Origin of the sequence: Rhodococcus sp. NCIMB 12038, from assembly GCF_002165735.1 — a bacterium.
Taxonomy (GTDB): domain Bacteria; phylum Actinomycetota; class Actinomycetes; order Mycobacteriales; family Mycobacteriaceae; genus Rhodococcus_F.
On sequence record NZ_NHML01000006.1, the window covers coordinates 251587 to 274573 of the forward strand.

The following is a 22987-nucleotide window of genomic DNA, read 5'->3' on the forward strand; positions in this document are numbered from 1 at the left end:
CACTGCGTCGATACGACGCTGTGCACGGTCCTCGAACGAAAGGCTCAGTCTTTGCGATCCGCCGTGGCGGCGGTGGCGGTGCTCTCCTCCCAGAAGTCGGCTCCTTCGATGCCGAGCGACTTCGGGTCGAAGGTCGGGTCGAGTCCTTGCTTCTTCTGCTGCTCGAAGTCGCGGTAGACCTTGTAGACCATGGGGAACAGCAGTGCCAGGCAGGCGAGGTTGATCCAGGCGATCATCCCGAGCCCGATGTCGCCGATGGCCCAGACGATTCCGGCGTTCACCACGGAGCCCACGAAGACGATCGCGAGCGTGCCGACCTTGAGAATCAGCCTGGGCACCGGACCCTTTCGCCCGTTCAGAAGGAACAGGAGATTGGAGTTCGCCACGTAGTAGTACAGCAGCAGGCAGGTGAAGCCGAACAGGAACACGGCGACCGCGATGAAGCCCGCACCCCATCCCGGCGCCAGTGTGTCGATGGACTTCTGGACCCAGTTCGGGCCTGCCTCGACGCCGGGAAGATTCTCGACGAGATGTCCGCCGGAGCCGTCCGAGACGTTGTACTGGCCGGACACCACCATCATCAAACCCGTTGCCATGCAGATCAGCAGGACATCGATGTAGATGCTGAACGTCTGGACGAGGCCCTGCTTTCCGGGATGCGAGGTCCGTGCCGCCGCGGCCGCGAAGGTGGCCTCGCCGATGCCGTTCGCCGACGCGAAGACCGCCCGGCGAACACCCCACGCGACTGCGGCGCCCGCGATGCCGCCCAGAACGGGGTCGAGACCGAATGCCGAGTTCACGATGAGCTTGATTGCGTCGGGGACGCTTTCGAGGTTCGCGAAGATCACGGCCAGTGCCAGCACGAGGTACCCGATTGCAAGAGTCGGAACGAGCGTCTGGGTAACTTTGACGATCCGTGTCGTGCCGCCGAAGATCACCAGGGCGATCAGTGCGGTGACGAAGACTGCTGGCACCCAGCTCGGCAATCCGAACGCCAGCTGAGCACTGGACGCGATGGTGCTGACCTGGAACCCGGGGAACATGAAGCCGTAGCCGACCAGGCCGAGAAACGCGATGAGCGCCGCGACCTTCGGAAGCTTCAGGCCGTACTTGATGTAGTACGGCATGCCGCCGATGTCCTCGCCGGCCTTCTTCCGGTCTTCGTCCTCAACCTGCCGTTTGAACACCTGTGCCAGGGTGGCCTCGGCGTACCCGACGGTGCAGCCGACGAGTCCCGTCACGGCCATCCACAGCAGTGCGCCGGGTCCGCCGCCGCCGACCGCGGTGGCGACGCCCGCGATGCTCCCGACACCGACGCGGCTCCCGAGAGCGAGCACGAGCGCTTGGAAGGAAGACAGGCCTCCCTCCCCCTCGCTGTGCTCCCTCAGCTGGCGAATCATGTCGGGAATGCGCCGGAACTGAATGCCTTTCATGGCAATGGTGTACGCCAACCCCAGGCCCAGTACGACATAGGCCATCGGTCCCCAGATTCCGTCTGCCAGAGTCGTGAGTAACTCGGCCCAGTCGATGTCCGTCACGATTTACCCGTTCCGGTCAGCGAGCTTCGTCAGAGCCCGTCCGATTCCCTCGACCTGCTCGGCGGGGAGCTCGGCCGTGGGTCGACGGGGAGCGCCGACCGGCTCGCCTTGCAGGGCAAGTCCCGCCTTGACGGCGGAGATGAACGGAACGGAGATCATCGAATCGATCACCGGGTACACCTCGCGCCACTTGGCGAGCGCGCCGTGCAGGTCGCCGTCGGCGATGAGCCGGTTTACTGCGACGATCTCGTCCGGAACCACATTCGCGGCACCCGCCATGACTCCGGCAGCACCCTCGACCAGGGCGCTGTAGATGTAGGAGTCCCAGCCGATGAACGTACCGATCACGTCACTGTGGTGGTGGATCAGCTGCAGTGCCTGTTCCCAGTTCGCGCTCGAGTCCTTGATGTAACGGATGTTGTCGACTTCTTCGGCCAGCGAGCGCACGGTGGCGGGGTCCAGGTTCACACCGGTGACCGCGGGGATGTTGTACAGCATGATCGGCAGTTCCACCGACGACGCGACATCCTTGATGTAGGTCACCGTCTCTTCGGTCGAGAGCGGCTCGTAGAACGGGGTGATCAGCATGAGCACGTCCGCGCCCGATTTCTCGGCGGCGCGGGAAAGCCGGATGGCTTCGGCAGTTGTCGTGGCACCGGTCTGAGCGATGACGGGTACCCGGCCATCGGCGTGCTCGATGACCGTGTCGACGAGCCGCAGGCGCTCGTCCGACGACAGCGCCCCGACCTCACCGGTCGATCCCGCGGCGACGACACCGTCGACGCCCGCCTTGATCGAGCGGTCCACCACGACCTTGAGCTTGTTCACGTCGATCTGCTCGTCGGCGTCGAACGGGGTGGTCAAGGCAGTGAGGACACCGCTGAGTTGCTTGGACATAAAAGTGACTCCTGGATCGTTGGCGGGTGTTGGGTGTGCGGAATGTCAGGCGCTGGCGGCCTGTGCAGCCACGGGGCTGCTGTGACGTGTCTGACGGTGTGTGGCAAGCACACTCGTCACCTCTTGTGCGGCGGAGAACCCGGAGGTGATCGACGTTTCCGTGTAGAGCGTTCCGAGATAGTCGCCGGCCAGGAAGACGCGACCCGCTCCACGAGTCAGCGTGGGCTGCAGCTTCGCGCGGCCCGGGAAGCTGTAGGGCGACGCATTCTTCCATCGCGCGGCCTTGGCCTCGACGACCGTGTCGGAGAATCCGGGCCCGAGGATCTGCTCGAGGTCGGCGAGGTGGGTCTGCACGACCTCTTCGTCACTCTTGTCGAGCAGTGCCTGGCCCAGGGCTGCCGGCGAGAACGTCATGAAGCTGCCGCCCGGCTGCCGTACGGACTCGCTGCCGCGCACGATGCTTGCCTGGTTCAGGGCGATGGCGAAGGACCGCTTCGGGGCGGCGATGGCGTAGATGCCGTCCCACGGCTGCTTCGTCTTCTCGTCGGTGAGGAACGCCGAGCTGACGTGGGGTCCGTACTTGACCTGCGCGAGCGCGTCACGCAGATCCTGCGGCAGATCGACACCGACCCGATGGGACACGTCCGCGGTCGTGGCGAGGACGACGGTGCGCGCCTCGACCTCGTGGTCACGGCCGTGCTGGCGGTAGCGGACGACGACCGATTCCTTCTTGTGGACGACCTCCTGCACCTCGGCACCCAACTGGACGCGGTCGCCCAGCGACGCGGCGAGGGCCTCGGTGAGGGTGGAGGGGCCGCCGACGATGCCCCGGCTCAGGCCCTGTCCGAATCCGAGCACCAGGCTGAAGTATCCGATGCCCGCACCGGCGGAGATCTGGTCCATGTTTCCGGCCGACCGGGTGACGGTGGTCTTGAACAGGGCCGCCGCATCCTCCGGCAGGTCCCCGACGAAATCGAGGAAGGACTCGTCGTTCGCGAAGTTGTAGATTCGTTGCTGTCGCATTGCACCGGACTCACCGGCGCGGGTCCGCACCACTCCGGTGTACTTTCCGACGCCCGCGACGATCTTCATTCCGGCACGCATGGTCGCCATCCGCGCCGACAGGGACATCGGGATCCGGAAGGGGTAGGTGGCGATGTGCCCCTTCTCGAGGAACTTGCCGTTCATGGAGAGCGCCTGAAGCGACCCGGGAATGTCGACCGACATGACGCCGGCCTCGTTGAGCAGGGCTTCGGTCGAAGATCCGGGGCCGGCGAACACGTGGCCGCCCCAGTTCAGCCAGTACGAGCCGCGACGCTCGGAGCGGATGCGGCCACCGACGCGCTCGTCGGACTCCAGTACAAGGGTGTCCCAATGACGCAGCCGCCAGCCGGCTGAGAGTCCGGCCAGGCCCGCGCCGACAACAACTACATCTCGCACTTCATATCTCCTTGACTAGCGCCGTGTCTCTCACCGGAGGCGTCGGCGAGTTTGTGGCGAATTCTTGTTTCGGGACGCCCGTCCTGGCTTGCGGTAGCGCCGTGGAATGCCAGGCCGGGTCGAGTCGCACATATCGGGTCTGATGGTGATGCCCGTCATACCCGGATCAGTCAAGACTAAGTTGTGATCACAGATCACGCAATCCCGAATCGCGAAAATTTCGGCGATTCCGACGGCTGCGGCAAACTGACTGTCCGGTTATGAAGGCGTCGCCACGTCAGATTTGGGCACAATCGAGAGTGGAGACCGCGAACAGGCCCGTACGGGAGGTGAGCCATGCGTCGCTCGGACGAATCGGCACCGGTACCCACCCCGACCCGGTGGTGGCGACTGAGCCCGTGGAGCCGCAACCACCTCATGCGGCCGAGCGACCGGGCCGAAGCTGCCGTCATCCTGATCACCGCCGTACTGATACTGCTGGCGATCCCATTCGCCGCGGCATTCGGAACCGCCACCCACGCCCGACTCGAACAACAGACCCGCGCGCTCCGGGCTGATGAGCAGCAGGTGCCGGCCGTCCTACTCGAGGACACCCATCCCGCATCCGACACCCCCGAAGACGCGCTCCGCCCCACCGGCACCAAAGACAGCGCCCGCGCCCGCTGGACGACACCCCACGGCGAACACACCGGCATCGTGCCCACCGACACCCCCGCCAAGGCCGGTCAAACAATCACCATCAGCATCGACGCCGACGGCAACCTCACCGGACCCATCCCCACCGACGGGCAAAACACGGTCCTCGCGGCGACCGCCGCATGCGGGGTCTGGGCACTGTCCGCCGGCGCCCTCCTTGTCCCGATCACACTCACACGCACGCTGCTGCGCCGAAAGCGACTGCGGCAGTGGGCGTACGAATGGAAACAGCTCGACACCCCCTCGGGATAGCGCCTCGGTGAGCCGGAGTGCGGCGAGCATCCGCGCGCCCTGCGGTATCCGAGTTGATCAGCAGGTAGTGGGTGATTCCGGGCAGCGAAGGTAGTCGATCAGAGTGTCGAGGACGGCTTCGAGATCCTCGACACTGCCCGTCGACCGCAGAACCTGCACCCCACCCTGAATACCCGCGATGAACGCGGACGCAGTGCGCGACGCATCCACCTCCGCCCGCACCTCTCTCGCCGCCTGCATCGCCTCGATCCCCGCCGCCACGTGGGTCCGCCACTGCGCCAACATTGTTCGGACCACCTCAGACGCCCCCGGAGTTCCGCCCGCCTGCGCCAGCAGCGAACCGAGCGGACAGTGCGCGCCCTGGGCGCGGTACCGGGTGACCAACACCTCCCGCCACCGCAACCACGCCGCCCACGTCGTCAACGCGCCGAGGTGCGGTTCCTGATCGTCGAGAACCCGGCCTGCCTCGAAGACGGCGACAGCAAGCAGCAGTTCGTCCTTGCCACCCGGAAAGTAATGGAACAACTGCCCCTTGCTGGTTCCGGTGATCGCGCGGATGTCGTCGAGCGTGACCCGGCCCGGCTCACCACCCCGAAGGTGCGTCGCCGCACCCTCGACGATGCGCTGTCTGGTCGCTCGCCCCTTCGCAGTGATCGGCACGTGGCAACGATAACGCAATTCTGGACCGGTGAACCCTCCATCAATCCCATTACCAGCGATCACACCTCACTTTCTGGACTTGCTGGTCCAAAAAATTGTTTCTACCGTTCGGGACATGACCAATCACCTCACCAGCAACCGCCTCCACGACCGCACCGCCCTCGTCACCGGATCGACCTCCCACATCGGCCGCGCCATCGCCGTCGCCTTCGCCGCCGAAGGCGCCCACGTCATCGTCTCCGGCCGCGACACCACCCGCGGGAACGACACCGTCGCTGCGATCCATCAAGCGGGAGGCCGCGCCGACTTCCTCCCCGCCGACCTCGACGGCACCTCCGCCACCAGCCACACCCTCGCCGAACAGACACTGCACCTGACCGGCGGGCACCTCGACATCCTCGTCAACAACGCGGGCGTCTTCCCGCCGTCCGGCACCCTGACCGTCGACGACGACATCGTCGACCGCATCTACGCCGTCAACGTCAAAGCGCCCATCTTCCTGATGCAGGCCCTCGCCCCGCACATGATCGACAACGGTGGCGGCGTCGTCGTCAACCTCGGTTCCTGGGTGGCCCGCCTCGGCATCCCCCACGGCCCGGTCTACGCGTCATCCAAAGCCGCGGTGGAAAGCCTCACCCGATCCTGGGCCGCCGAATTCGGCCCGCGAGGACTCCGCGTCAACGCCGTCTCCCCCGGCGTCATCCGCCCCGCCGGACCCGACGCCGATTCCCCCGCCGACACCCTGATGCACACCACACCCGCCGGCACGCCGGGCACCGCCGAAGACATCGCCGCCGCCGTGCTCTACCTCGCCTCCGACGATGCCCGCTTCGTACACGGAACCGTCCTCGACGTCGACGGTGGACGCGTCGCGGTCAACACCGTCTAGAGGCGCCTTCGGCAAATGCCGAAACCGACGCAAGGCACACGACCGGCAAGAACCACGCGAACCGCAAAAACAGGTACGGCCATACGTCAAACGACCCATGCGCAACGTCGCAGATCACCACACAATTGGAAGCACGTCGAAACACCGCCGAACCGTGAGAAGGAGGCCGCCGGACACAATGTCCGACCCACAACTTCACTCGCAGACACGCAGGCAGCACACACCGCGCAGCCACAGACAGGCAACATGCGCCCCCTTTTGAGGGATCAGTGCTGCACTCCACGACCGCACCACCCCCCTGGTGCGCGTCGGGGGATCACCCCGCCCGTACGACGGCACCGTCGTACGGGCGGGCCTTTATGCCCGATGCCGAACGAAGCGGACGGCGGATCTACCATATCCTCGCACCCGAACACGCAGGAACAGGTCGAAAATTCGATACCAAGCCAGCCAAACCTATACTGGCCAGCAGGGATTGGTGCGGACCGGTCGTGCCGAAATCCCGCATCGACTCACCCGGGTTACACACCGCGCCTTGGGGCGACATCGAGCGCGTAAGTCGCAGCGGCTGAAAGGTTTTCAATCTGTGTTGATACTCCAGCCGGGGGGTCGACGCCTCGGGTTCAGCCCGTCCCGACCAACACGCGCAAACTCATACCGGCGCACTTCCGGCGCCCGTCGTCGACTTCACCCGACACAGATCAGGACGCCCACCACCGCCACTGCGACCAGCGAGGCGCCGCAGCAGATCAGCCACGCCCGCATTGCCAGCTGCCGCCATTGATCGCGCCGCTCGTCCACGTCCGCGACCGACCTCCTCGGGTCCGGATCGTGGACTCGGGGCTGTGAAAGACCACGGACCTTCGCGTCCGCTCGCGCAGCCACACCGAACGCGACGGGAACCACCACCAGTGCAGTCACCAGCAGAGCAACCATCGCGTCGATGCTCGTCCCGAACATTGTCATTCCCTCCACACCAACAGGAGCCGGCCATAGGTGCCGCGCGATTGATCACCGGCCGCCCGGAGCCGCCGGCACTTCGCTCGCAACGCCGCCACCGACCCGGGGCCATGAGGCGCGGCGCCTACACGCCGGGCATCGGGAATTTCCACACCGCCACCACGACCAGACCCATGATGAGCCCGGCGTACAGAACAGTGCCAACTACACTGACCCGCAATGTATTCAGCAGATTGCTACCCAAATTTTCGGCGATCGATGCCATGGCAACTCTTCTCCCACGTGCAGATATTCTCGGTTGCCACGTCGATGACGCGGCATACCAGCTACCTTGGACCGACTTCGACACCTGCACATTGGCCGAAATACCCCCACCCATACTCGTATCTGGGTATGAGGGCTTGGGTCTCGGCTAAGAGTTGCAACCAGACATCCCGAGCGCCAGACCTCCCCCACAAATTCAGCTGTGTCTTACGTCACATCGTTGGCGTCCACACCCTGCCCCCGGCATTTCGCGTGGCCGGCACCGATCGTGCCGGGGTGCCGGCCCGGCCGCCAGGCAGTGGGTCGACTGCGCTTCGGGTCGTCAGCGACAACGTTGTGAGCAGCCGCCACAAGCACTCGATTACGGAGAACAATTCCGAGCACAATCAGACGCGCTGTAGCACACAATAATCGGCCGCACACCCCTGTCGCAGGCTCGCGCCCGAGCAACCCCAACCGGATCGCGCACGGCGCACGAGAACATTGAAATCGCACTTACCAGTCGGTAATTCGGAAGGTGCGAAAATAGTGCAGTGGCATGGATCACACTCTCTGGACTTCCCTGCTCCGGCTCACGAAGATCGGTGATGCGCTGCTCGTTACTACGCGCAGGTTGTCCGTGTAGCGCCCCTGCCCGCTGATTTACATCGTTGGCGGGGGCTGCGCTTGACTGCGCTACAACACATCACCGAAGCTGCCACCGCCGTGTGAGCATCTCCGATGTGGCGACCCTCGGCTGACGTGCCCCCTCCAAGCATGTCATTCCTCGCCGCATCGCGCGCGAATCACTCTGTCCGCCAGTCACAGTCGCCGCAACGGCGCAGTCGACCTCGGCGGTCACATCTACGAACTTCACCGTGCGGATCTCACCCGACAGGCAGCCCCGGGCACGAAATAGGTATGTCTACCGGTCGTTCTGCCGTCGCCGAATGGACATCTCGCGAGGAGTGTGGGAGTCGAACAACTCCTGCACCCTGCAAGTCGAGGCCCCCGATGCACGATCTGCTCCACCGCTCCCCCGTCGCACGCGACGTCTGCACTATCCGTCACTCCGATCAGTGCCACACGACGCTCCCCGTCGACGCATCCACGCGCTCGTCGTGCCGCAGAACCGAACTGAGCAAGGCTCCCTCACCCAGGGTGCCCGGGGCACGATCTGCATCCGCTACGACCGGATGATCGGCGTCCGGCAGACAAGGTTCCGCTGCTTTGCGGCTCCCGACAGTCAGCCGTGGAGAAATCGTCACACTGAGCCCAGCTCGCCACCACGAAGAACGGCCTCGAGAGAGTCCCTCGAGGCCGCCAAGAAGAGAGAATCCAATTGAGAAGGCTATACGGGTTTCTTGCGTTTCTCGCAGCCACCCTCGGCGCATTCCTGGTCAACACGCCGGCTGCATCAGCCACCGGTGTCGTGTCCAACGGCATTCCCTGGACCGACGACCTGAACCCGGTGCCGCACCCACCCGGCATCATCGAGTTCTGCACGATGGGCGTCGTCGGTTCCGACTCGCTCGGCAACAAGATCGGCATCTCCGCCGCCCACTGTGTCGACGACGCACCCGACGGTGCGCCCGTCTACCGCTATACGCCGACCGGACCGCGGGAACACATCGGGAACATCGTGTACCGCAGTCCCGGCGGCGGGACCGGCGTCGACTGGGTGGTCCTTCGCCTGAACGCTGACGCGATACTCACATCGAATGGTCCCAGTGCCCGGGTCGACGGGATCGGCGCCTCCGACCCGGTCGGTCCCCATTGCAAGGACGGAGCCGGCACCGGAATTCATTGCGGGTCGATCACCTCGCAGAACACGACACGCTTCTACAGCAACGCCCAGTCAGGCGGTGGCGACTCCGGGGGTCCCGTACTTCAGAACAACTCCGAGATCGTGGGCATGGTCCGCGGATTCGACCCTGCGCTCTTCGCGTTCGAGTACATCAAGTTCGCTGCCGTCCTCGACGGTATCAACGCCCAACCCAACCCTGTCGGTAAGGGCTTCGTCGTCACCAACAATTGACCCACATCCCACGGGCTATAACAGCTGCTGCACGATCAGCCACAACCAGTCTCGGACAGGTTGAGGAAAGGGACTGTAGTACAGCCACCAATTGTCCATTGTCCATCCTTCCGCATGGTCGCCCGGCGGTCCGTCGATCATACGTCCGACCTCTAGACGAACTCGACGCCGAATTATCGGTGCACACGCCCGCGAGTTCGACTGGCAGAAGTTCCTGCAGGTGTTCAGCTGCAAGCGCCTGTCCGCACCGCCAGTCCGGCCTGCGCGTTCGTGGCTCAGCTCGAACTGCAATCGACATCCCTGTCTCCGTGTTGTTTCCGGATCTCATATCGGCAGGTTCGAGGACTAGTTCGTAGTCCTCATCGGGTGAGAAGTCCCCTGGGCCAACGGGCAACCCACCTGACGGTTGAAGCCCCGCTTGGCTAGCGGCTCGTCGATGACACGCGTCGCAACCGGCTGCGGAATTCGGGCCTTCTCGGGCGATGACCGCGCAGGCAGGAGTGGCGCACGACCGACGCGAACTGCGGTGGAGATACCCAAGGAGAAGTAATGCCAATTCGAGTATGGACGCGCGGCCAGCGCCGAGAGCACTGCCAGGGCCCGCAGCACCCCGGTTATACGTAACTCGATCCGGGACGCACGATCATCAGCACCACCACGAGCACCCCCAAAAGGTTGAACAGGCCGGTCACGCTCCGAAGGCGCCGGAGTTGCGCGCCGTCGTCGGGTGTGGTGAGTGCCTGTTGTTGGGAGCGGGGCGATCTGCAGGGCGCGCAATCCGCGGCGAGAGCGGTGAGCACCATCGCGACCACGACCCAGGCCTCGCTCGTGGGGTCTTGCACGGAAGCGTGCGACGCTAATTCGGAACGTAGATGCTGACAATCTCGGCAATACAGACCTGCTTGTCGGCATTCTCTCGTTCGATCGTGACGGCCGTGACAACTTGGACGCCTGAGAGAACGGTGTCAACGTTCGCAATATCAACCGCGGCCCGTATCCGTGAGCCGACGGGCACGGGTGCTGGGAATCGAACCTTGTTCGACCCGTAGTTGATTCCCATTCGGACGCCGTTGATGGTGTAGACCTCCCATACAAGCATCGGGATCATCGAGGTCAGCAGATGTCCGTGAGCGATGGTGGCGCGGAACGGTCCGTCAGCAGCCCGTGCGGGATCGATGTGAATCCACTGGTGGTCACCCGTCGCGTCAGCGAACGCGTCGATTTTCTCCTGGGTGACGGTGTGCCATGACGAGTAGCCGATTCGGGTGTGCGCTACGGCGTGCAGTTCGTCGATTCCGTTGATTGTGTTCATACTCTGGGTCCTCCAGCGATGTAGAGAACCTGCCCGGAGATGAATCCGGCTCCTTCACTCGCAAGGAATGAGATCACGTGTGCGATGTCTTCGGGGACCCCGACGCGGGCGACGGGGATGTCAGCGGCCGCCTTCCTTTTGAGTTCGTCGAATTTCATTCCCATTCGCGCTGCTGTCGCGGCTGTCATCTCGGTCTCGATGAAACCGGGCGCAACAGCGTTGGCGGTAACACCGAATCTGCCGAGTTCCAGGGCGAGAGTCTTGGTGAAACCTTGCAGCCCGGCTTTGGCCGAGGCGTAGTTGGCTTGTCCGCGGTTTCCGAGCGCTGACACGCTCGAGAGGTTGATGATGCGTCCGAAACCGGCCTCGGTCATGTTCCCCTGGACTTCGCGCGTCATCAGGAACGAGCCACGTAGGTGGACGTTCATGACGGTATCCCAGTCGGCGGCCGACATTTTGAATAGAAGATTGTCGCGGGTGACGCCGGCGTTGTTGACGAGAACGACCGCTGCTCCAAGCTCGGTCGCGATCTTGTCCACTGCTTTCTCGACAGAGGTTCCGTTGGAGACATCTGCGCCGACGGCAAGTGCGGTACCTCCGGCCTGGACGATCGTGTCGACCACGCACTGGGCGGCGCCTTCGTCGAGGTCGAGGACGGCGACGGCGTGGCCGTCTGCTGCGAGCCGCTGTGCGACGGCGGCTCCGATTCCCCGTGCGGCGCCGGTGACGATTGCGGTACGGCGGTGTTCGGGATGAGGTGATGTGCTCACGAGGTGGGGTTCCTCTCAGGGATTGGATCGATGTGACTTCGGCTCAGGAGAGCCGTTCGAGGATGAGGGTCATGCCCTGATCCCCTGGCTATGCATGTTGTTTCGAGTCCAAATTGCGTGTCGTGTGTCTGCAATCGCTGCTCGTTCGACGCCGAGTTCGCGGGGTTCCTCGAATCGGGGCTTGTTGGGCGTGGAAGAGGGTGGAGGCGAACGTTCAGCCGGCGCAGCCGGAGATCCCGCCGTCGAGCGGAATGATGATGCCGGTCAGATAAGAGCCGGCACGGGAGGCCAGGAACCGGACCGTGCCGATCAGGTCCTCGGTTTGTCCGTAGCGGCCCAGCGGAACGCGCTCGAGGAGTTCCGCCTCAACCTCTGGATCCGCAGCTACGTGTCCGAGCATCTCCGTCAAGATCGGGCCGGGGGCGATCGCGTTGACGGTGATGCCGTCGGGGGCCAGTTTCTTGGCTAAATGGCGGGTGACCATGTGCAGCCCGGCTTTGCTCGCACTGCAGGAGTAGTTCTCCCAGCTCGGTGTAGCCAAGGCATCCACGCTGCCGATGTTGATGACACGAGCGGGCCGGTCGGGACGTGCCGCGTTGCGCAGAAGCGGAAGCGTTCCCGTAATGAGGTAGAACGGAGCGACAAGGTTGGTGTTGAGTACCTTCGTCCGACCGATGAGGGGAAACTCTTCAAGTGGCGCACCCCAGGTGGCCCCGGCATTGTTCACCAGGATGTCGATGCTTGTCAGGTGCTCGCCGAGCCAGTCGACCAGACCGGTCACCCCTTCGGCCGACGACAGGTCACTGGCGACGGGGGTGCAGCGTCCTGCCGTTCCCTCAGCGTCGGCCTCGGCATTGATAGCTTCCGCCGTCGCGCGGCACTGTTCTTCTTTTCGGCTGGTGATGACGACGTGGGCACCGCCCAGTACCAGGCCGCGGGCGATCATGGCGCCGATCCCTCGTGAACCGCCGGTCACGACGGCGGTCCTCCCGGCGACAGCGAAGAGGGAGTCGGGCGCCCTTCGCACTTCGGAGGTGGTTGCACTATTCATACTGTCTACGCTAGGACCGCATCGGCGTTATCTCTTGGGGAGCAGCGCACTTCGCTTGCATCGCGCGCAATAGACATGAGCAGACCCGGTCGTCAAACCTGAGCCGAACCGCGGGTCTGGTTCAGCCATTGTCGGAGGCCGCGGACCGTGTGTCGGATGGGCGCTCACCGAAGGCCCGACGGTACGCATTACTGAAGGTGCTGAGGTCGCCGAATCCTGAGGAGTATGCCACCTGAGTCACGCTCTGGTGGCTCCAGCCACGGTCCTGCAGACGCAACCGCGCCAACGCCAGCCGCTCCTCTCGGATGAGATCCGACGGTGTTGTCCCAATCCGCTGCAACTGGGCCTGAACGTGCCGGAGCGACCAGCCGAGGCGCGCCGCTACCACGGCTCCTGTGAGGTTCGGGTCGTGCGCATTCTCTCGAACAAAGCGCCGGATGGCGGTGACCAACCCTTCCTGAACATCGACGGAGGGGGCGGCCGTGTCTGCGTTGTAGGCGAGCGCCACGAGATCGACGATTCGGTCGGCTATCGCGTCGAATTGACTCCCAGTGAGCTCGTGCCGCTCCCTGCGCAGACTACTGACCACGTCGACAACGATGCGTCCCAGTCCAGATGTCGCATCGAGGACGGTGCCAGCGTGCGGCAATGTCGGCACCCGCGCCTCGATCCGGTCACGTGGCATCACGAATGCAACAGAAGAGAAGCCATCACCATGGCGCAGAACAGTCGCGGTGTCCAGCGATGTGAGAGCCATGACCGCCGGTGTGATCGTGGCTTCACGACGATCCTGCTCGAGGATCACTTCGCCCCGGACCGGTAGGAGCAGTTCGTAGGCGCCATGTGGATGTCGACGGATGTCCGCTGCGGAGCGGGAGAGGACCTCCGCTTCGCCCCACCAGCGAACTAGCTGGTACGTATCCGAGTGTTGATGGTGAAGGGTTCCCTGGTAGTTATCCGCAAGCGAGAACGCCATCGGACAGTGGATCGACGAGACCTGATCGCGCCACCAGTCACCGCGCTCGCGCTGGTCGTGCTCGTTGCTGCGTAACGTATCGACGGAATACAAGCTCGCGACACCTTCTCACACCGGTATGCCGAAACTGCGACTCGTGCCACAGTCGACGCTAGCGCGCGCCGGCGCCCACGCCAACGGCTCGATCATCGCAGAGCCCGCTTGACGAGCTTTCCTGTCGCGTTCATCGGCAAGCTGTCCCTGAACTCCACCAGGCGCGGGTACTTGTAAGCCGCCAATCGTTCCCGTGACCAGCCGATCAGGTCTTCCTCGTTCAACACCGAGCCGGGCTCTCGGATGACGAAGGCTTTTACTTCCTCACCGATTCGCTCGTCGGGGATTCCGACGACGGCCACGAGGCTGACTTCGGGATGGCCGATGATCACCTCCTCGAGCTCCCGCGGATAGACGTTGAAGCCTCCCCGCACAATCAAGTCCTTGGCGCGATCGATGATGAAGTAGTAGCCGTCCTCGTCCCTCGTTGCGATATCGCCCGTACGGAACCAGCCGTCGCGGATCACGTCCTCTGTCGCTTCGGGCCGCCCCAGGTATCCCTTCATCACGTTGTATCCACGTACGGCGAGTTCTCCTGGCTCACCGGCGGGGACCTCGTTCCAATGATCGTCGATCAGCTTCACCTCTACTCCCCAGATCGGCGTGCCGATCGATCCCGACCGGTTCGGTTGGTCGAGCCGGTTGAACGTGACGGTCGGACTGGTTTCGGTGAGTCCGTAGCCTTCCCGGATTCCGACACCGAAGACATCCCTGAACCGCTCCAGCACATCGACGGGCATGGCAGCTGCGCCGGAAAGCGCGATTCGCAGGAGACCGTCGAGGCCAACATTTGTTCCGTCAGCGGACTTGTTGAGCAGGCCCCAGTACATCGTCGGGACACCGGCGAAGACCGTCACCCGGTGCTGCGTCATCAACGCCAGAGCCTCGGCTGCGTCGAATCGTGGCAGCAGGACCAGGGTGGCACCCATGGCGAAACCGGCGTTCAGCTGCACGGTCTGTGCGAACGAGTGGAAGAGCGGAAGTGTGACCAGATGTATGTCGTCGGCTCGGGCGTCGAGCAGTTGGTTGTGCCCGATGGCGTTGAGGACCATGTTGGCGTGGGTGAGCTCCGCCCCTTTCGGTCTGCCGGTCGTCCCGCTCGTGTAGAGGACCACCGCTGTGTCCGTTGCCTCGGTCACCTGCAGGACGTCTTCGGCGGGGTGTTCGGCCACTGCGTCAGCCAAGGTCGTTCCTACACCTGGCGCATCGAGTAATGCGGAGCCAAGGGTGACCAGATGCTCGCAGGATTCGACGTCCTGGAATCCGCGCCACGCCTCGTCGCCGAGTCCCGGCACGGTGCAGAAGTATGCCGTCGCGCCCGAGTCACGGAGGTGGTAGGCAACCTCCTCCCGCTTGAGCATCGTGTTGAGCGGCACCACGGCTCCACCGGCCTTGAGGATGCCGAAGTAGACGATCGGAAACTCGACAACATTCGCGATCGTCAGGGCGACGCGGTCGCCGGGGCGCAACCCCAGCGAGAGAAGAAAATGGGCGACACTGTTCGCGGCCGCATCGATTTCACCGAAGGTCAGGGTTCGGTCACCTTCGATGACAGCGGTTCTGTCGGGAGTGCGTCGAGCAGTGTCGGCGAGCATGGTGGCCAGGTTGAGCATGATCCTGCTTTCCGATGATGATGGTTTGATGCTGTGAATGCGGATTGCCGGCTCAGGACCAATCCCAGTCGTAGTCGGCTCCCACCCGCCTCGCCAACGGCTTGAACATGCGATCTTCGTAAGTCGCCATCGTGTCGAGTCCGGGAATGGGCGCGAGGTTCAAGATCTCGGCTAGCCGCTCGAAGTCGAGTTCGGGTTTCGGCACGCCCGCAGCAATCGCGAATCTCTGTAGCTGGTTGGTGAAGCTCTCACTACACGGCGGCTTTCCGAAGTTCACCGGATGCTTCATCGCCTCATCGAGGGTTACAAACTCCACGCCACGCTCGAGGAATGCCTCGAGGATCGGAGCGAGGGTGTCACGAGAGATCGTGGTGCCGTGAACGAGCCAGATGAGGGGCGCGTCGGCACCGAACAGGGTGTGCGCGGTGTCCGCGTGTTTGTAGAGCATGTCAACCGCGGTCGACACGTGCAGGTCGCGTACCTGCTTCTGCACGTCCTTGTCGCCCAGGGTCATCGCGCGGAAGTACGGCATTATGAACGCGAAATCACTGAACCAACTGGTGATCGGGGCGGTGCGGTAGCCGAGATCAGCGATGTAATTCTCGACTTCCCCTCGACGTCGTTCAGATCCTGACGACATGTCCATCGGGTACCGGAAGTACTTCGACGGTGCGGCGTCGATCAGATGACCGATATACTTCTCGGCCGTCTCGAAATCGCATCGGAATGCCGCGTCGGGCATCCAACGCAGCGGGGCATGCTGGTGAGTGTGGTTACCCAGGTGATGGCCCGCTTCGACCCACGCCTCGAAGGCCTCCATTTGTTCTGGCTCGTTCTCTAACCGGTATGTATGAGAGAAGCCGTAGGTCCCCTCGAGTCCGTAGTCGTTCAACGTCTTCGCGACGGACCGCGTGATATCAGTGGGAGTCGTATCGTCCGGCATGGGAACGCCGTCCCACAGGACGAAGTCATCGATCGTGACCGCAATCTCGAGAGGTCGGTCGGCGCGCATGTCATTCATTGCGTTGACTCCGGATCTTTTAGGAGGGCTCCTCGGCACGAAACCCGCTTCTCACCGACCCTATGAAGTGACGGACATCACGTCTTGGCTGTTTGCGCGCACCTGCTTTCATCAGGCGCATCGCATCGGGCATCGGGATGCGCGCTGTGCGCGCTCTTCGAATCCCGTGCGCAGAAGCCCAAGTTTTGCCTTGCCATGACTTCTACCGTCGTTGATGACGAAGGAGTAACACCGTGAACTCATCACAACAGATCGTCCTGGCGCAGCGCCCCCGCGGGCACGTGAGCGTGGAGGACTTCCGCGTGCAGGACGTCGCCCTGCCCGAACTCGAGGCTGGCGACGTCGCACTCGAGACCCTCTTCATCTCGATCGATCCGGCCATCAGGGGCTGGCTCGACGACCGACCGAGTTACCTTCCGCCCGTAGCACTCGGAGAGCCAGTCCGCGCTTTCGGTCTGGCACGCGTGACCGCCTCACGCAACAGCAACTTCACCGCGGGCGACATCGTTCGCGGCTTTGTCGGCTGGCAACGGCGCCAGATCGTCAGCTCGCCCGGTACCGACTGGGACCGAATCGCATCACACGAGGACGTTCCCTTAGAGCACTACCTCGGCATACTCGGGATGACGGGCCTGACCGCGTGGGCCGGAGTGTGCGACATCCTGCGCCCGAAACCAAAACACACCGTCTTGATCTCCGGCGCCTCTGGCGCAGTGGGAAGCGTGGCGGTCCAGCTCGCAAAGCGGGCGGGCGCACGCGTTGTCGGCATCGCAGGAGGGGCCGAGAAGTGCTCGATGGTGGCCCGACTGGGAGCCGACGCCGTCGTCGACCGCAAGGCCCCTGATTGGAAGGACCAGTTCGAGGCGGCAACACCGGACGGCATCGACCGCATCTTCGAAAACTCGGGGGGCCCGATGTTCGAGGCATCGATCGCCCGGCTGAACAACCATGCACACATCGCATTGTGCGGCCTGATCGACGGCTACAACTTGACCGAACGACCCTCCGGCCCAATCAACTTCGGGCTGCTTCTCACCAAGCGTATCCTTACACAAGGATTCGTCGTGCTCGACTACGTGGACCGCGCAGCAGAGGTTGAAGCCACGCTCGGCGAACTCATCAGTTCCGGACAGTTGGAGGTCGTGCAATCCGTATTGCCCGGATTCGAGCAGTTGCCGGCCGCCTTCGTGGACTCGTTCTCCAACGGCCAACCGGGCAAACTCATCATCGATCTAACTGCGTAGCCAGGCTCTGAACCTTGTTATCGCACGGCCGGAGTGCGGTCTCCAACGCATGCACAGGTATCCCACGTATCCACCTCCAGTGCAGGTCCTCGCCAGAAGATCGGGCCGTACCGGCTGATCGCCACCCTGCTACGCACCGACGGGGAACCGTCTCCGACCTACTCGACCCCCTCGTCGACGCAGACCCCAACGGTGACCTCGTGAACACCCTCGAGGTGTTCTACGACCAGGGCGACAACGTCAAAGCCGTCGCCGACACCTTGCTCCGCACCAGCCTGTACTACCGGATCAACAAATCCGAGACACCCTCGGCGTCGACCCCCTCAACGGCGCCACCCGCCTCGAACTGCACCTCGCGCTCAAAGCCCGCCGCTGGATCCGGCGCCCGCGGATCTGACTTCCAGGGCATGGAGGAGCATCGTGTTCCAATGCGCGACCGACACCACCGAAGACGGGCACGTCCTCGACGAGTCGCTGGTCGCCGAGGACGCCCCACCTCGCCCACCGTGGCGCGAACTGCTGGTGTCCACCCCGGGCCGGCTCATCCTGTTCGGCGCTATATTGATTGCGGCCACGCTGGTCGCGGGGGTGGTGCCGTCCATATCGGTCGGGGCCCGCCAACAACAATCCAGACGCTGCGCGGCCATACCGAACCGCTGGCGGTGGCGGTGGCGGCGCAGTCTCTCTACAGCTCACGGCCATCGCCGATGCGGCCGCCACCACCTTGTTCATCTCCACCGACGTCGATCCGACCACGCTGTTGGAGACCTACAATCAGGCGCTCGCGGACGCCTCGGCAGCCTTGATCACCGCAGGCACCGGGGTCGACCCGCAGAACCGGAATGCGTGCAGCAGTTGACGGACATTTCCCGACACTTCGGTGTCTACGCCGGACTGATCTCGACCGCCCGCGCCAACGACAACGCCGGAAACCCGATCGGGGTGGCCTGGGCGATGCCTCCGCGCTGATGCAGGACACCGTGCTGCCGGTGGCGCACACCCTCTACTCGGATCAGATCCGTGCCGTCGCCGACACCCAGACTCGAACCGAACGGCTCCCCGCTGCCGCACTGGCGACCACGGTCGCGGCCCTGGCCTTGCTCGTGCTCGCGCAGCTGTATCTGGTGCGCAGGACGCACCGTCGACTGAACCCGGCCCTGCTCACCGCCACCGTGCTGGTGTCAGTGATCGCCCAGTGGGTAGGCACAGCCGGTCCAGCGTCCTCGACTGCCAGCGCGGTGCACGGGTGGAGGGCACCGAACCGCTAGGTGCGATCGCGAGCGCCGGCATCCTCGCGCAGCAAGCCTGCGCCGACGAAACGCTTCGCCGCCACCGGTGCTACCGCCTCACCCGAACCGCAATCACCGGCAGAGTGCGGCGCCCTTGGCGGCCTCAGACCCGACACCGGCCGCGGCACCCGCCGACGGTGCGGTCGCCGCGATTCGCGCGCGGGGCCGGTTGATCGTCGGCGTCGACCAGAGCACCAACCTGATGAGCTTTTGCGACCCGGTGACCGGAACCTTGTCCGGTTTCGACGTCGACATCGCGCGGGAAATCGCACAGGACCTGCTCGGGGATCCGTCCCTGATCGAATTTCGCCTCCTCACCTCGGCCGCCCGACTCGACGCACTGGAGAACAACGTCGTCGACATCGTGGCCCGCACCTTCACCATCACCTGCGCACGTGCGGAACGAATCGCGTTCTCCACCGTGTACTTCCGGGCCGTCCAACGACTGCTGGTGCGCACCGGCTCCGCAACAGGGACTCTCGCGGACCCGGAGAACCAGCGGGTCTGTCCTCTCGTCGATACCTCCTCGCTCGATGCCGTGCAGCGGCTGGTGCCGACTGCGACGATCGTCGCCGTCCGGGACCTCGACGATTGCCTCATCGTTCTCCAACAGCGCCAAGCCGACGCCGCGAGCACCGATGACGTCATCCTGGCGGGGATGGCGGTGCAGGATCCACACCTCGAGGTCACCGGCCCCGAGCTGCAGTTGGATCAGTACGGCATCGGTGTGAACAAGGACCACGACGAGTCTTCCCCTGTGCCGGGCTCCTCCTCGGCGTCGACGAATCTCCCGGCTGACCGCCCGATGAACGCGAAACGCCGCACACACGTCGGCCACGAGGGCTAGCATCCCCGATCGTGACAACATTGCGCGGCATGCCGATGACACTTTTGCGAATGAATTACCAATTACTGCGTATCCCATTGCAATTCGTGGAGGACGTCGCGATCACCCAACTCGACGAGCGAGCGCCGGCGCGCCTCGTCTACGAACAATTGCTGATTCGGTGCGATCGTGCGGCCGCCCATTTTCTCGACGACGAGAACGCAGACGACCGAGCAGCGGAACTTCACCGACGTACGACCGCCGTTCGGGTCGGAATTGCCCGTCGACAGCAGCAAGCAGATGCCGAGAGCGCGACGCTCCTGGATCTGCAGCGCGCCCGGTTCCACCAGCGCCGCCACCCCCGCAGGGCCACCGACCCGGCGTGACGCACCGCTCACCGGCACAGGCTCCGTTCGGCGGTGGCGATCAGGATGCGAGCGACCTCGTCGACGGGGAGGATTCGCCCCGAGGTGGCCGGCCTCGACCACCGGTCCGACGGTGTCGAGGTGACACTGCGCGACGTCGAAAGCCGATCGCTCCTTCCATGCCCGCTTCCTCGTCGCGGCGGCCGGCGCGCGCAGCACGGTGCGCGATGCCCTCGGGATCGCCATGCGCGGGCCGGGCCGTCTGTCCCAGGCCGTCGGAACCGAGTTCCGCGCCCCGCTGTGGGAACTGCTCGGCGACCGCCGCTACTGCGTCTACGCCGTCACCCACCCCGAAGCCGCGGGGGTCTTCGTCCCGGCCGGCCGCGGTGACCGGTGGGTGTACGGCGTGGAGCACGACCTCGCCCGACAGTCCGTGGCGAGTCCGACGAAAGAGCAGGCCACCCGCCTCATCCGGCTCGGCAGCGGACTGACCGACCTGGAGCCGCGGATCGAACGCATCGGGACCTTCACGTTCGCCGCGCAGCTCGCGGACCGCTGGCGGGAAGGCGCCGTGTTCCTGACCGCAGCTGCTGGACACCTACGAAACCGAACGCCGACCGGTGGCCGCGCACAACGTGGCCCGCTCGGCCGATCCGCACGGCGGAACCCGGCTCGCCGCGCAGGAATTGCCTGCGGACCTCGGGGGCCGAATCCCGCACGTCTGGCTGCCGTCCCACGCCCCCTACGGTGTCCACCCTCGACCTGCTCGGACGCGGGCTGACGCTGTGCACGACGCACCCGAGCGCGTCGTGGCAGCGCGCCGCGCCCTCGCTTTCGGATCCGTCGCTCGTCGTCCACGATGTCGACGCCATCACCGCCCGCGGAATGGGCATCCCCCACGGCGGGGCACTCCTGGCCCGCCCGGACGGGTCGACGGCCGGATGGTGGCCGGCAGGCACCGAACCGGGCGCTGCACTCCGCCTCGCGATCCAGGCCCTGCCGGCCCCGTCGGACACAGCGGATCGAATTTCCGAAGGCGCCAGTTCATAGCGTCGACAGCCCCTAGCGCAGGGGGAACCCGAGTCGGATCAGCGATTCCTTGAGCCGATCGCGCCCGTTCAACCGTGCTGCCGAGGCGAGTCGGTCCAGAACCCGTGCAGTCCACGAATGCTCGAGCTGCTGGGTGCCGTAGAAGGCGGCGATGCGCCCCTCATAGGCGTCGACGTGGTCGCGCTGGGCAGGCAGGTCGTACGTCTCGTGGTGCAGCACGGCCTGTCGGGGCAGACGCGGCTTGATCTGGGCGTCGGCGTCCGGATGGGGTTGCCCGACGACCAGCCCGAACACCGCGAACACGTGGGGCGGCAGCCCGAGTTCCGCGGCGGCCTCCTCGGGCTTGTTACGGATCGCGCCGATGAACACCGTTCCCAATCCGAGGGACTCCGCCGCGGTCACGGCATTCTGCGCCGCCAGGGCGGCGTCGATGAACCCGAGGTAACTGCTCTCGAGGTAGTCGGCGCCCTCGATCGGCGCGCCGCGATCGCCGGCGAGTTGGCGGACGCGGGCGAAGTCGGCGAGCCAGACCAGCAGGACCGGGGCCTCGACGATGTGGGCCTGGTCGCCGGCGAGCGCGGCGAGGCGAGCCTTCCGGTCTGGGTCGCGGACGGCGACGACACTCCACGCCTGGAGGTTCGACGACGTGGCGGCCGACTGCGCCGCCGAGACGAGGACGTCGAGGGTCTCGTCGGTCAGCGGATCGGGCAGGTAGCGGCGAACCGACCGGTGCGAATGCAGGGCTTCCAGAACCGGATTCCACTGCGCGGGTTCAGTGAGGGCGGGGTCCCAGTAGCGCTGCTGCAATGCGGTACGAGGTGCGATGTCTGCGATGGTCACCGGGACAGGAAACCCGACTCCGCTCCCCCACTCCAGGGTTCGGCGCACCGTGATTCCTGCGGGCACCACGAACCTGCCGATGTCGAACACCGGCGATCGGCGACGGTTCGATGGTTACCATCAGTTGTTCGTGAACCTTGCGTTACCGATCGAATTGAGGAGTGAACGTGACGGAACGGGTCATCGTCGTGACGGGTGCCGGCTCGGGAATCGGGCGGTCCATCGCGACCGGACTACTCGATGCCGGACACCACGTGGTGCTGACCGGACGGACACGAGAGTCCCTCGATCGGACAGCGCACGGGCACGACCACGCACTCGTGGTGCCTGCCGACGTCTCTTCACCGCAGTCGGTGCACAGCCTCTTCGCCACCGTCGCCGAACGGTTCGGCCGCCTCGACGTACTCGTCAACAACGCCGGCACATTCGGCCCCTCCGGCGCGGTCGACGAGATCGAACCGGAGGACTGGGACCGGACCGTCGCCACAAACCTCACCGGGGTCTTCCTTTGTTCGAGAGAAGCCGTCCGAATGATGAAGGCGCAGACACCCCGCGGCGGACGCATCATCAACAACGGCTCCCTGTCCGCGCACACACCTCGACCCGCCAGCGTCGCCTACACCGCAACCAAACACGCAGTATCGGGGTTGACCAAGTCGATCGCACTCGACGGGCGCGACCACGACATCTGCTGCACCCAGATCGACATCGGAAACGCCGACACCGCCATGACCGCCGGCATCGGCCACTCCGCGCGCCAAGCGGACGGATCCATGCGAGCCGAACCCACCTTCGATCCGCGGTACGTCGCGGACGCGGTCACCCGGCTGGTCGAACTCCCCCTCGACGTCACCGTGCCGACGTTGACGATCATGGCCTCCCGTATGCCGTTCGTCGGCCGCGGCTGACCGCGGTCCGGCGGCC

24 protein-coding genes and 1 pseudogene are annotated in these 22987 nt (G+C 64.7%); 10 read left to right on the forward strand and 15 right to left on the reverse strand.

What is annotated here, in order from left to right; genetic code table 11:
- Positions 1-44: 44 nt before the first annotated feature.
- Genes CA951_RS11400 through CA951_RS11410 form a run of 3 tightly spaced genes read right to left on the reverse strand, consistent with a single transcriptional unit; the run spans position 45 to position 3875 of the window.
- A complete protein-coding gene (locus tag CA951_RS11400; protein WP_087556940.1) occupies positions 45-1538 on the reverse strand; it encodes a sodium:alanine symporter family protein in 1494 nt (497 codons plus the stop codon).
- A 3-nt stretch (positions 1539-1541) separates the two neighbouring features.
- The gene (locus CA951_RS11405) at positions 1542-2435 is read right to left on the reverse strand and encodes a dihydrodipicolinate synthase family protein (RefSeq protein ID WP_087556941.1); all 894 of its coding nucleotides are present in this window, start codon (positions 2433-2435) and stop codon (positions 1542-1544) included.
- A gap of 45 nt (positions 2436-2480) precedes the next feature.
- Entirely contained in the window at positions 2481-3875 is a 1395-nt protein-coding gene (locus tag CA951_RS11410; protein ID WP_087556942.1) for an NAD(P)/FAD-dependent oxidoreductase, read from the reverse strand.
- A gap of 336 nt (positions 3876-4211) precedes the next feature.
- Between CA951_RS11410 and CA951_RS11415 the strand changes: the two genes are divergently transcribed.
- The gene (locus CA951_RS11415; protein WP_087556943.1) at positions 4212-4823 is read left to right on the forward strand and encodes a hypothetical protein; all 612 of its coding nucleotides are present in this window, start codon (positions 4212-4214) and stop codon (positions 4821-4823) included.
- 57 nt (positions 4824-4880) lie between these two features.
- On the opposite strand, the gene CA951_RS11420 is transcribed toward CA951_RS11415, so the two are convergent.
- Positions 4881-5483 carry a TetR/AcrR family transcriptional regulator gene (locus tag CA951_RS11420; protein WP_087556944.1) on the reverse strand — a complete coding sequence of 201 codons (603 nt, stop codon included), beginning with the start codon at positions 5481-5483 and terminating at the stop codon, positions 4881-4883.
- A gap of 115 nt (positions 5484-5598) precedes the next feature.
- Here CA951_RS11420 and CA951_RS11425 point away from each other — a divergent pair, with 115 nt between their 5' ends.
- Positions 5599-6372 carry an SDR family NAD(P)-dependent oxidoreductase gene (locus CA951_RS11425; protein ID WP_087556945.1) on the forward strand — a complete coding sequence of 258 codons (774 nt, stop codon included), beginning with the start codon at positions 5599-5601 and terminating at the stop codon, positions 6370-6372.
- 687 nt (positions 6373-7059) lie between these two features.
- Here CA951_RS11425 and CA951_RS11430 read toward each other — a convergent pair.
- Both CA951_RS11430 and CA951_RS43405 read right to left on the reverse strand, forming a co-directional pair.
- Positions 7060-7332 (reverse strand): hypothetical protein, encoded by a 273-nt coding sequence (locus CA951_RS11430; RefSeq protein WP_087556946.1) that lies wholly within the window; start codon positions 7330-7332, stop codon positions 7060-7062.
- A gap of 124 nt (positions 7333-7456) precedes the next feature.
- A complete protein-coding gene (locus tag CA951_RS43405) occupies positions 7457-7597 on the reverse strand; it encodes a hypothetical protein (protein ID WP_179220172.1) in 141 nt (46 codons plus the stop codon).
- A gap of 1320 nt (positions 7598-8917) precedes the next feature.
- On the opposite strand from CA951_RS43405, the gene CA951_RS11435 reads away from it, so the two are divergent.
- The gene (locus CA951_RS11435) at positions 8918-9613 is read left to right on the forward strand and encodes a S1 family peptidase (protein WP_256973491.1); all 696 of its coding nucleotides are present in this window, start codon (positions 8918-8920) and stop codon (positions 9611-9613) included.
- Between the two features lie 614 nt (positions 9614-10227).
- Here the strand turns inward: CA951_RS11435 and CA951_RS11440 are convergent.
- From CA951_RS11440 to CA951_RS11470, 7 genes are all read right to left on the reverse strand, one after another.
- On the reverse strand, positions 10228-10455 hold the full coding sequence (locus CA951_RS11440; protein WP_179220173.1) for a hypothetical protein: 228 nt from the start codon (positions 10453-10455) through the stop codon (positions 10228-10230).
- A 14-nt stretch (positions 10456-10469) separates the two neighbouring features.
- Positions 10470-10925: a MaoC family dehydratase gene (locus tag CA951_RS11445; RefSeq protein WP_087556948.1), complete on the reverse strand. Its 456-nt coding sequence runs from the start codon at positions 10923-10925 to the stop codon at positions 10470-10472.
- Positions 10922-11695: a 3-oxoacyl-ACP reductase FabG gene (gene fabG / locus CA951_RS11450; RefSeq protein WP_087556949.1), complete on the reverse strand. Its 774-nt coding sequence runs from the start codon at positions 11693-11695 to the stop codon at positions 10922-10924. The genes CA951_RS11445 and fabG overlap by 4 nt, the downstream gene beginning before the upstream one ends.
- Before the next feature lie 214 nt (positions 11696-11909).
- Positions 11910-12746, reverse strand: a complete 837-nt coding sequence (locus CA951_RS11455; protein WP_087556950.1) for an SDR family oxidoreductase — start codon at positions 12744-12746, stop codon at positions 11910-11912.
- A gap of 121 nt (positions 12747-12867) precedes the next feature.
- A complete protein-coding gene (locus CA951_RS11460; protein WP_087556951.1) occupies positions 12868-13815 on the reverse strand; it encodes an AraC family transcriptional regulator in 948 nt (315 codons plus the stop codon).
- Between the two features lie 92 nt (positions 13816-13907).
- Complete coding sequence (locus tag CA951_RS11465) at positions 13908-15428, reverse strand: long-chain fatty acid--CoA ligase (RefSeq protein ID WP_087556952.1); 1521 nt, start codon at positions 15426-15428, stop codon at positions 13908-13910.
- A gap of 52 nt (positions 15429-15480) precedes the next feature.
- A complete protein-coding gene (locus tag CA951_RS11470) occupies positions 15481-16449 on the reverse strand; it encodes a polysaccharide deacetylase family protein (protein WP_087556953.1) in 969 nt (322 codons plus the stop codon).
- A 233-nt stretch (positions 16450-16682) separates the two neighbouring features.
- Between CA951_RS11470 and CA951_RS11475 the strand changes: the two genes are divergently transcribed.
- The 4 genes from CA951_RS11475 to CA951_RS11490 all read left to right on the forward strand — a co-directional run bounded on the left by CA951_RS11475 (position 16683) and on the right by CA951_RS11490 (position 19829).
- Positions 16683-17693, forward strand: a complete 1011-nt coding sequence (locus CA951_RS11475; RefSeq protein WP_087556954.1) for an NADP-dependent oxidoreductase — start codon at positions 16683-16685, stop codon at positions 17691-17693.
- Between the two features lie 846 nt (positions 17694-18539).
- Entirely contained in the window at positions 18540-18662 is a 123-nt protein-coding gene (locus tag CA951_RS44120; RefSeq protein WP_256973495.1) for a hypothetical protein, read from the forward strand.
- Positions 18662-18961 carry a hypothetical protein gene (locus tag CA951_RS11485; RefSeq protein WP_087556955.1) on the forward strand — a complete coding sequence of 100 codons (300 nt, stop codon included), beginning with the start codon at positions 18662-18664 and terminating at the stop codon, positions 18959-18961. Before CA951_RS44120 ends, CA951_RS11485 begins: the two co-directional genes overlap by 1 nt.
- Before the next feature lie 115 nt (positions 18962-19076).
- Positions 19077-19829 (forward strand): transporter substrate-binding domain-containing protein, encoded by a 753-nt coding sequence (locus tag CA951_RS11490; RefSeq protein WP_256973496.1) that lies wholly within the window; start codon positions 19077-19079, stop codon positions 19827-19829.
- A 62-nt stretch (positions 19830-19891) separates the two neighbouring features.
- Here CA951_RS11490 and CA951_RS44900 read toward each other — a convergent pair whose 3' ends face one another.
- On the reverse strand, positions 19892-20167 hold the full coding sequence (locus CA951_RS44900; RefSeq protein WP_179220174.1) for a hypothetical protein: 276 nt from the start codon (positions 20165-20167) through the stop codon (positions 19892-19894).
- Positions 20168-20348: 181 nt separating this feature from the next.
- Here CA951_RS44900 and CA951_RS11500 point away from each other — a divergent pair.
- Together CA951_RS11500 and CA951_RS11505 are read left to right on the forward strand one after the other, a co-directional pair.
- Positions 20349-20954 (forward strand): annotated as a pseudogene (locus CA951_RS11500) (FAD-dependent monooxygenase); the annotation flags it as partial.
- Positions 20921-21223 (forward strand): hypothetical protein, encoded by a 303-nt coding sequence (locus CA951_RS11505; protein ID WP_087556957.1) that lies wholly within the window; start codon positions 20921-20923, stop codon positions 21221-21223. The pseudogene CA951_RS11500 and the gene CA951_RS11505, both read left to right, overlap by 34 nt.
- A gap of 12 nt (positions 21224-21235) precedes the next feature.
- Here the strand turns inward: CA951_RS11505 and CA951_RS11510 are convergent, their stop codons facing one another.
- Complete coding sequence (locus CA951_RS11510; protein ID WP_087557038.1) at positions 21236-22063, reverse strand: NADPH-dependent oxidoreductase; 828 nt, start codon at positions 22061-22063, stop codon at positions 21236-21238.
- A 161-nt stretch (positions 22064-22224) separates the two neighbouring features.
- On the opposite strand from CA951_RS11510, the gene CA951_RS11515 reads away from it, so the two are divergent.
- Positions 22225-22971, forward strand: a complete 747-nt coding sequence (locus CA951_RS11515) for an SDR family oxidoreductase (RefSeq protein ID WP_087556958.1) — start codon at positions 22225-22227, stop codon at positions 22969-22971.
- Positions 22972-22987: the final 16 nt, after the last annotated feature.

Coding starts and splice junctions, on each gene's coding strand:
- CA951_RS43405 (WP_179220172.1), bottom strand. CDS start 7,597: ATGGCATCGATCGCCGAAAATTTGGGTAGCAATCTGCTGAATACATTG.
- CA951_RS11430 (WP_087556946.1), bottom strand. CDS start 7,332: ATGTTCGGGACGAGCATCGACGCGATGGTTGCTCTGCTGGTGACTGCA.
- CA951_RS11445 (WP_087556948.1), bottom strand. CDS start 10,925: ATGAACACAATCAACGGAATCGACGAACTGCACGCCGTAGCGCACACC.
- CA951_RS11465 (WP_087556952.1), bottom strand. CDS start 15,428: ATGCTCAACCTGGCCACCATGCTCGCCGACACTGCTCGACGCACTCCC.
- CA951_RS11425 (WP_087556945.1), top strand. CDS start 5,599: ATGACCAATCACCTCACCAGCAACCGCCTCCACGACCGCACCGCCCTC.
- CA951_RS11485 (WP_087556955.1), top strand. CDS start 18,662: ATGCAGGACACCGTGCTGCCGGTGGCGCACACCCTCTACTCGGATCAG.
- CA951_RS11470 (WP_087556953.1), bottom strand. CDS start 16,449: ATGAATGACATGCGCGCCGACCGACCTCTCGAGATTGCGGTCACGATC.
- CA951_RS11455 (WP_087556950.1), bottom strand. CDS start 12,746: ATGAATAGTGCAACCACCTCCGAAGTGCGAAGGGCGCCCGACTCCCTC.
- CA951_RS11405 (WP_087556941.1), bottom strand. CDS start 2,435: ATGTCCAAGCAACTCAGCGGTGTCCTCACTGCCTTGACCACCCCGTTC.
- CA951_RS11415 (WP_087556943.1), top strand. CDS start 4,212: ATGCGTCGCTCGGACGAATCGGCACCGGTACCCACCCCGACCCGGTGG.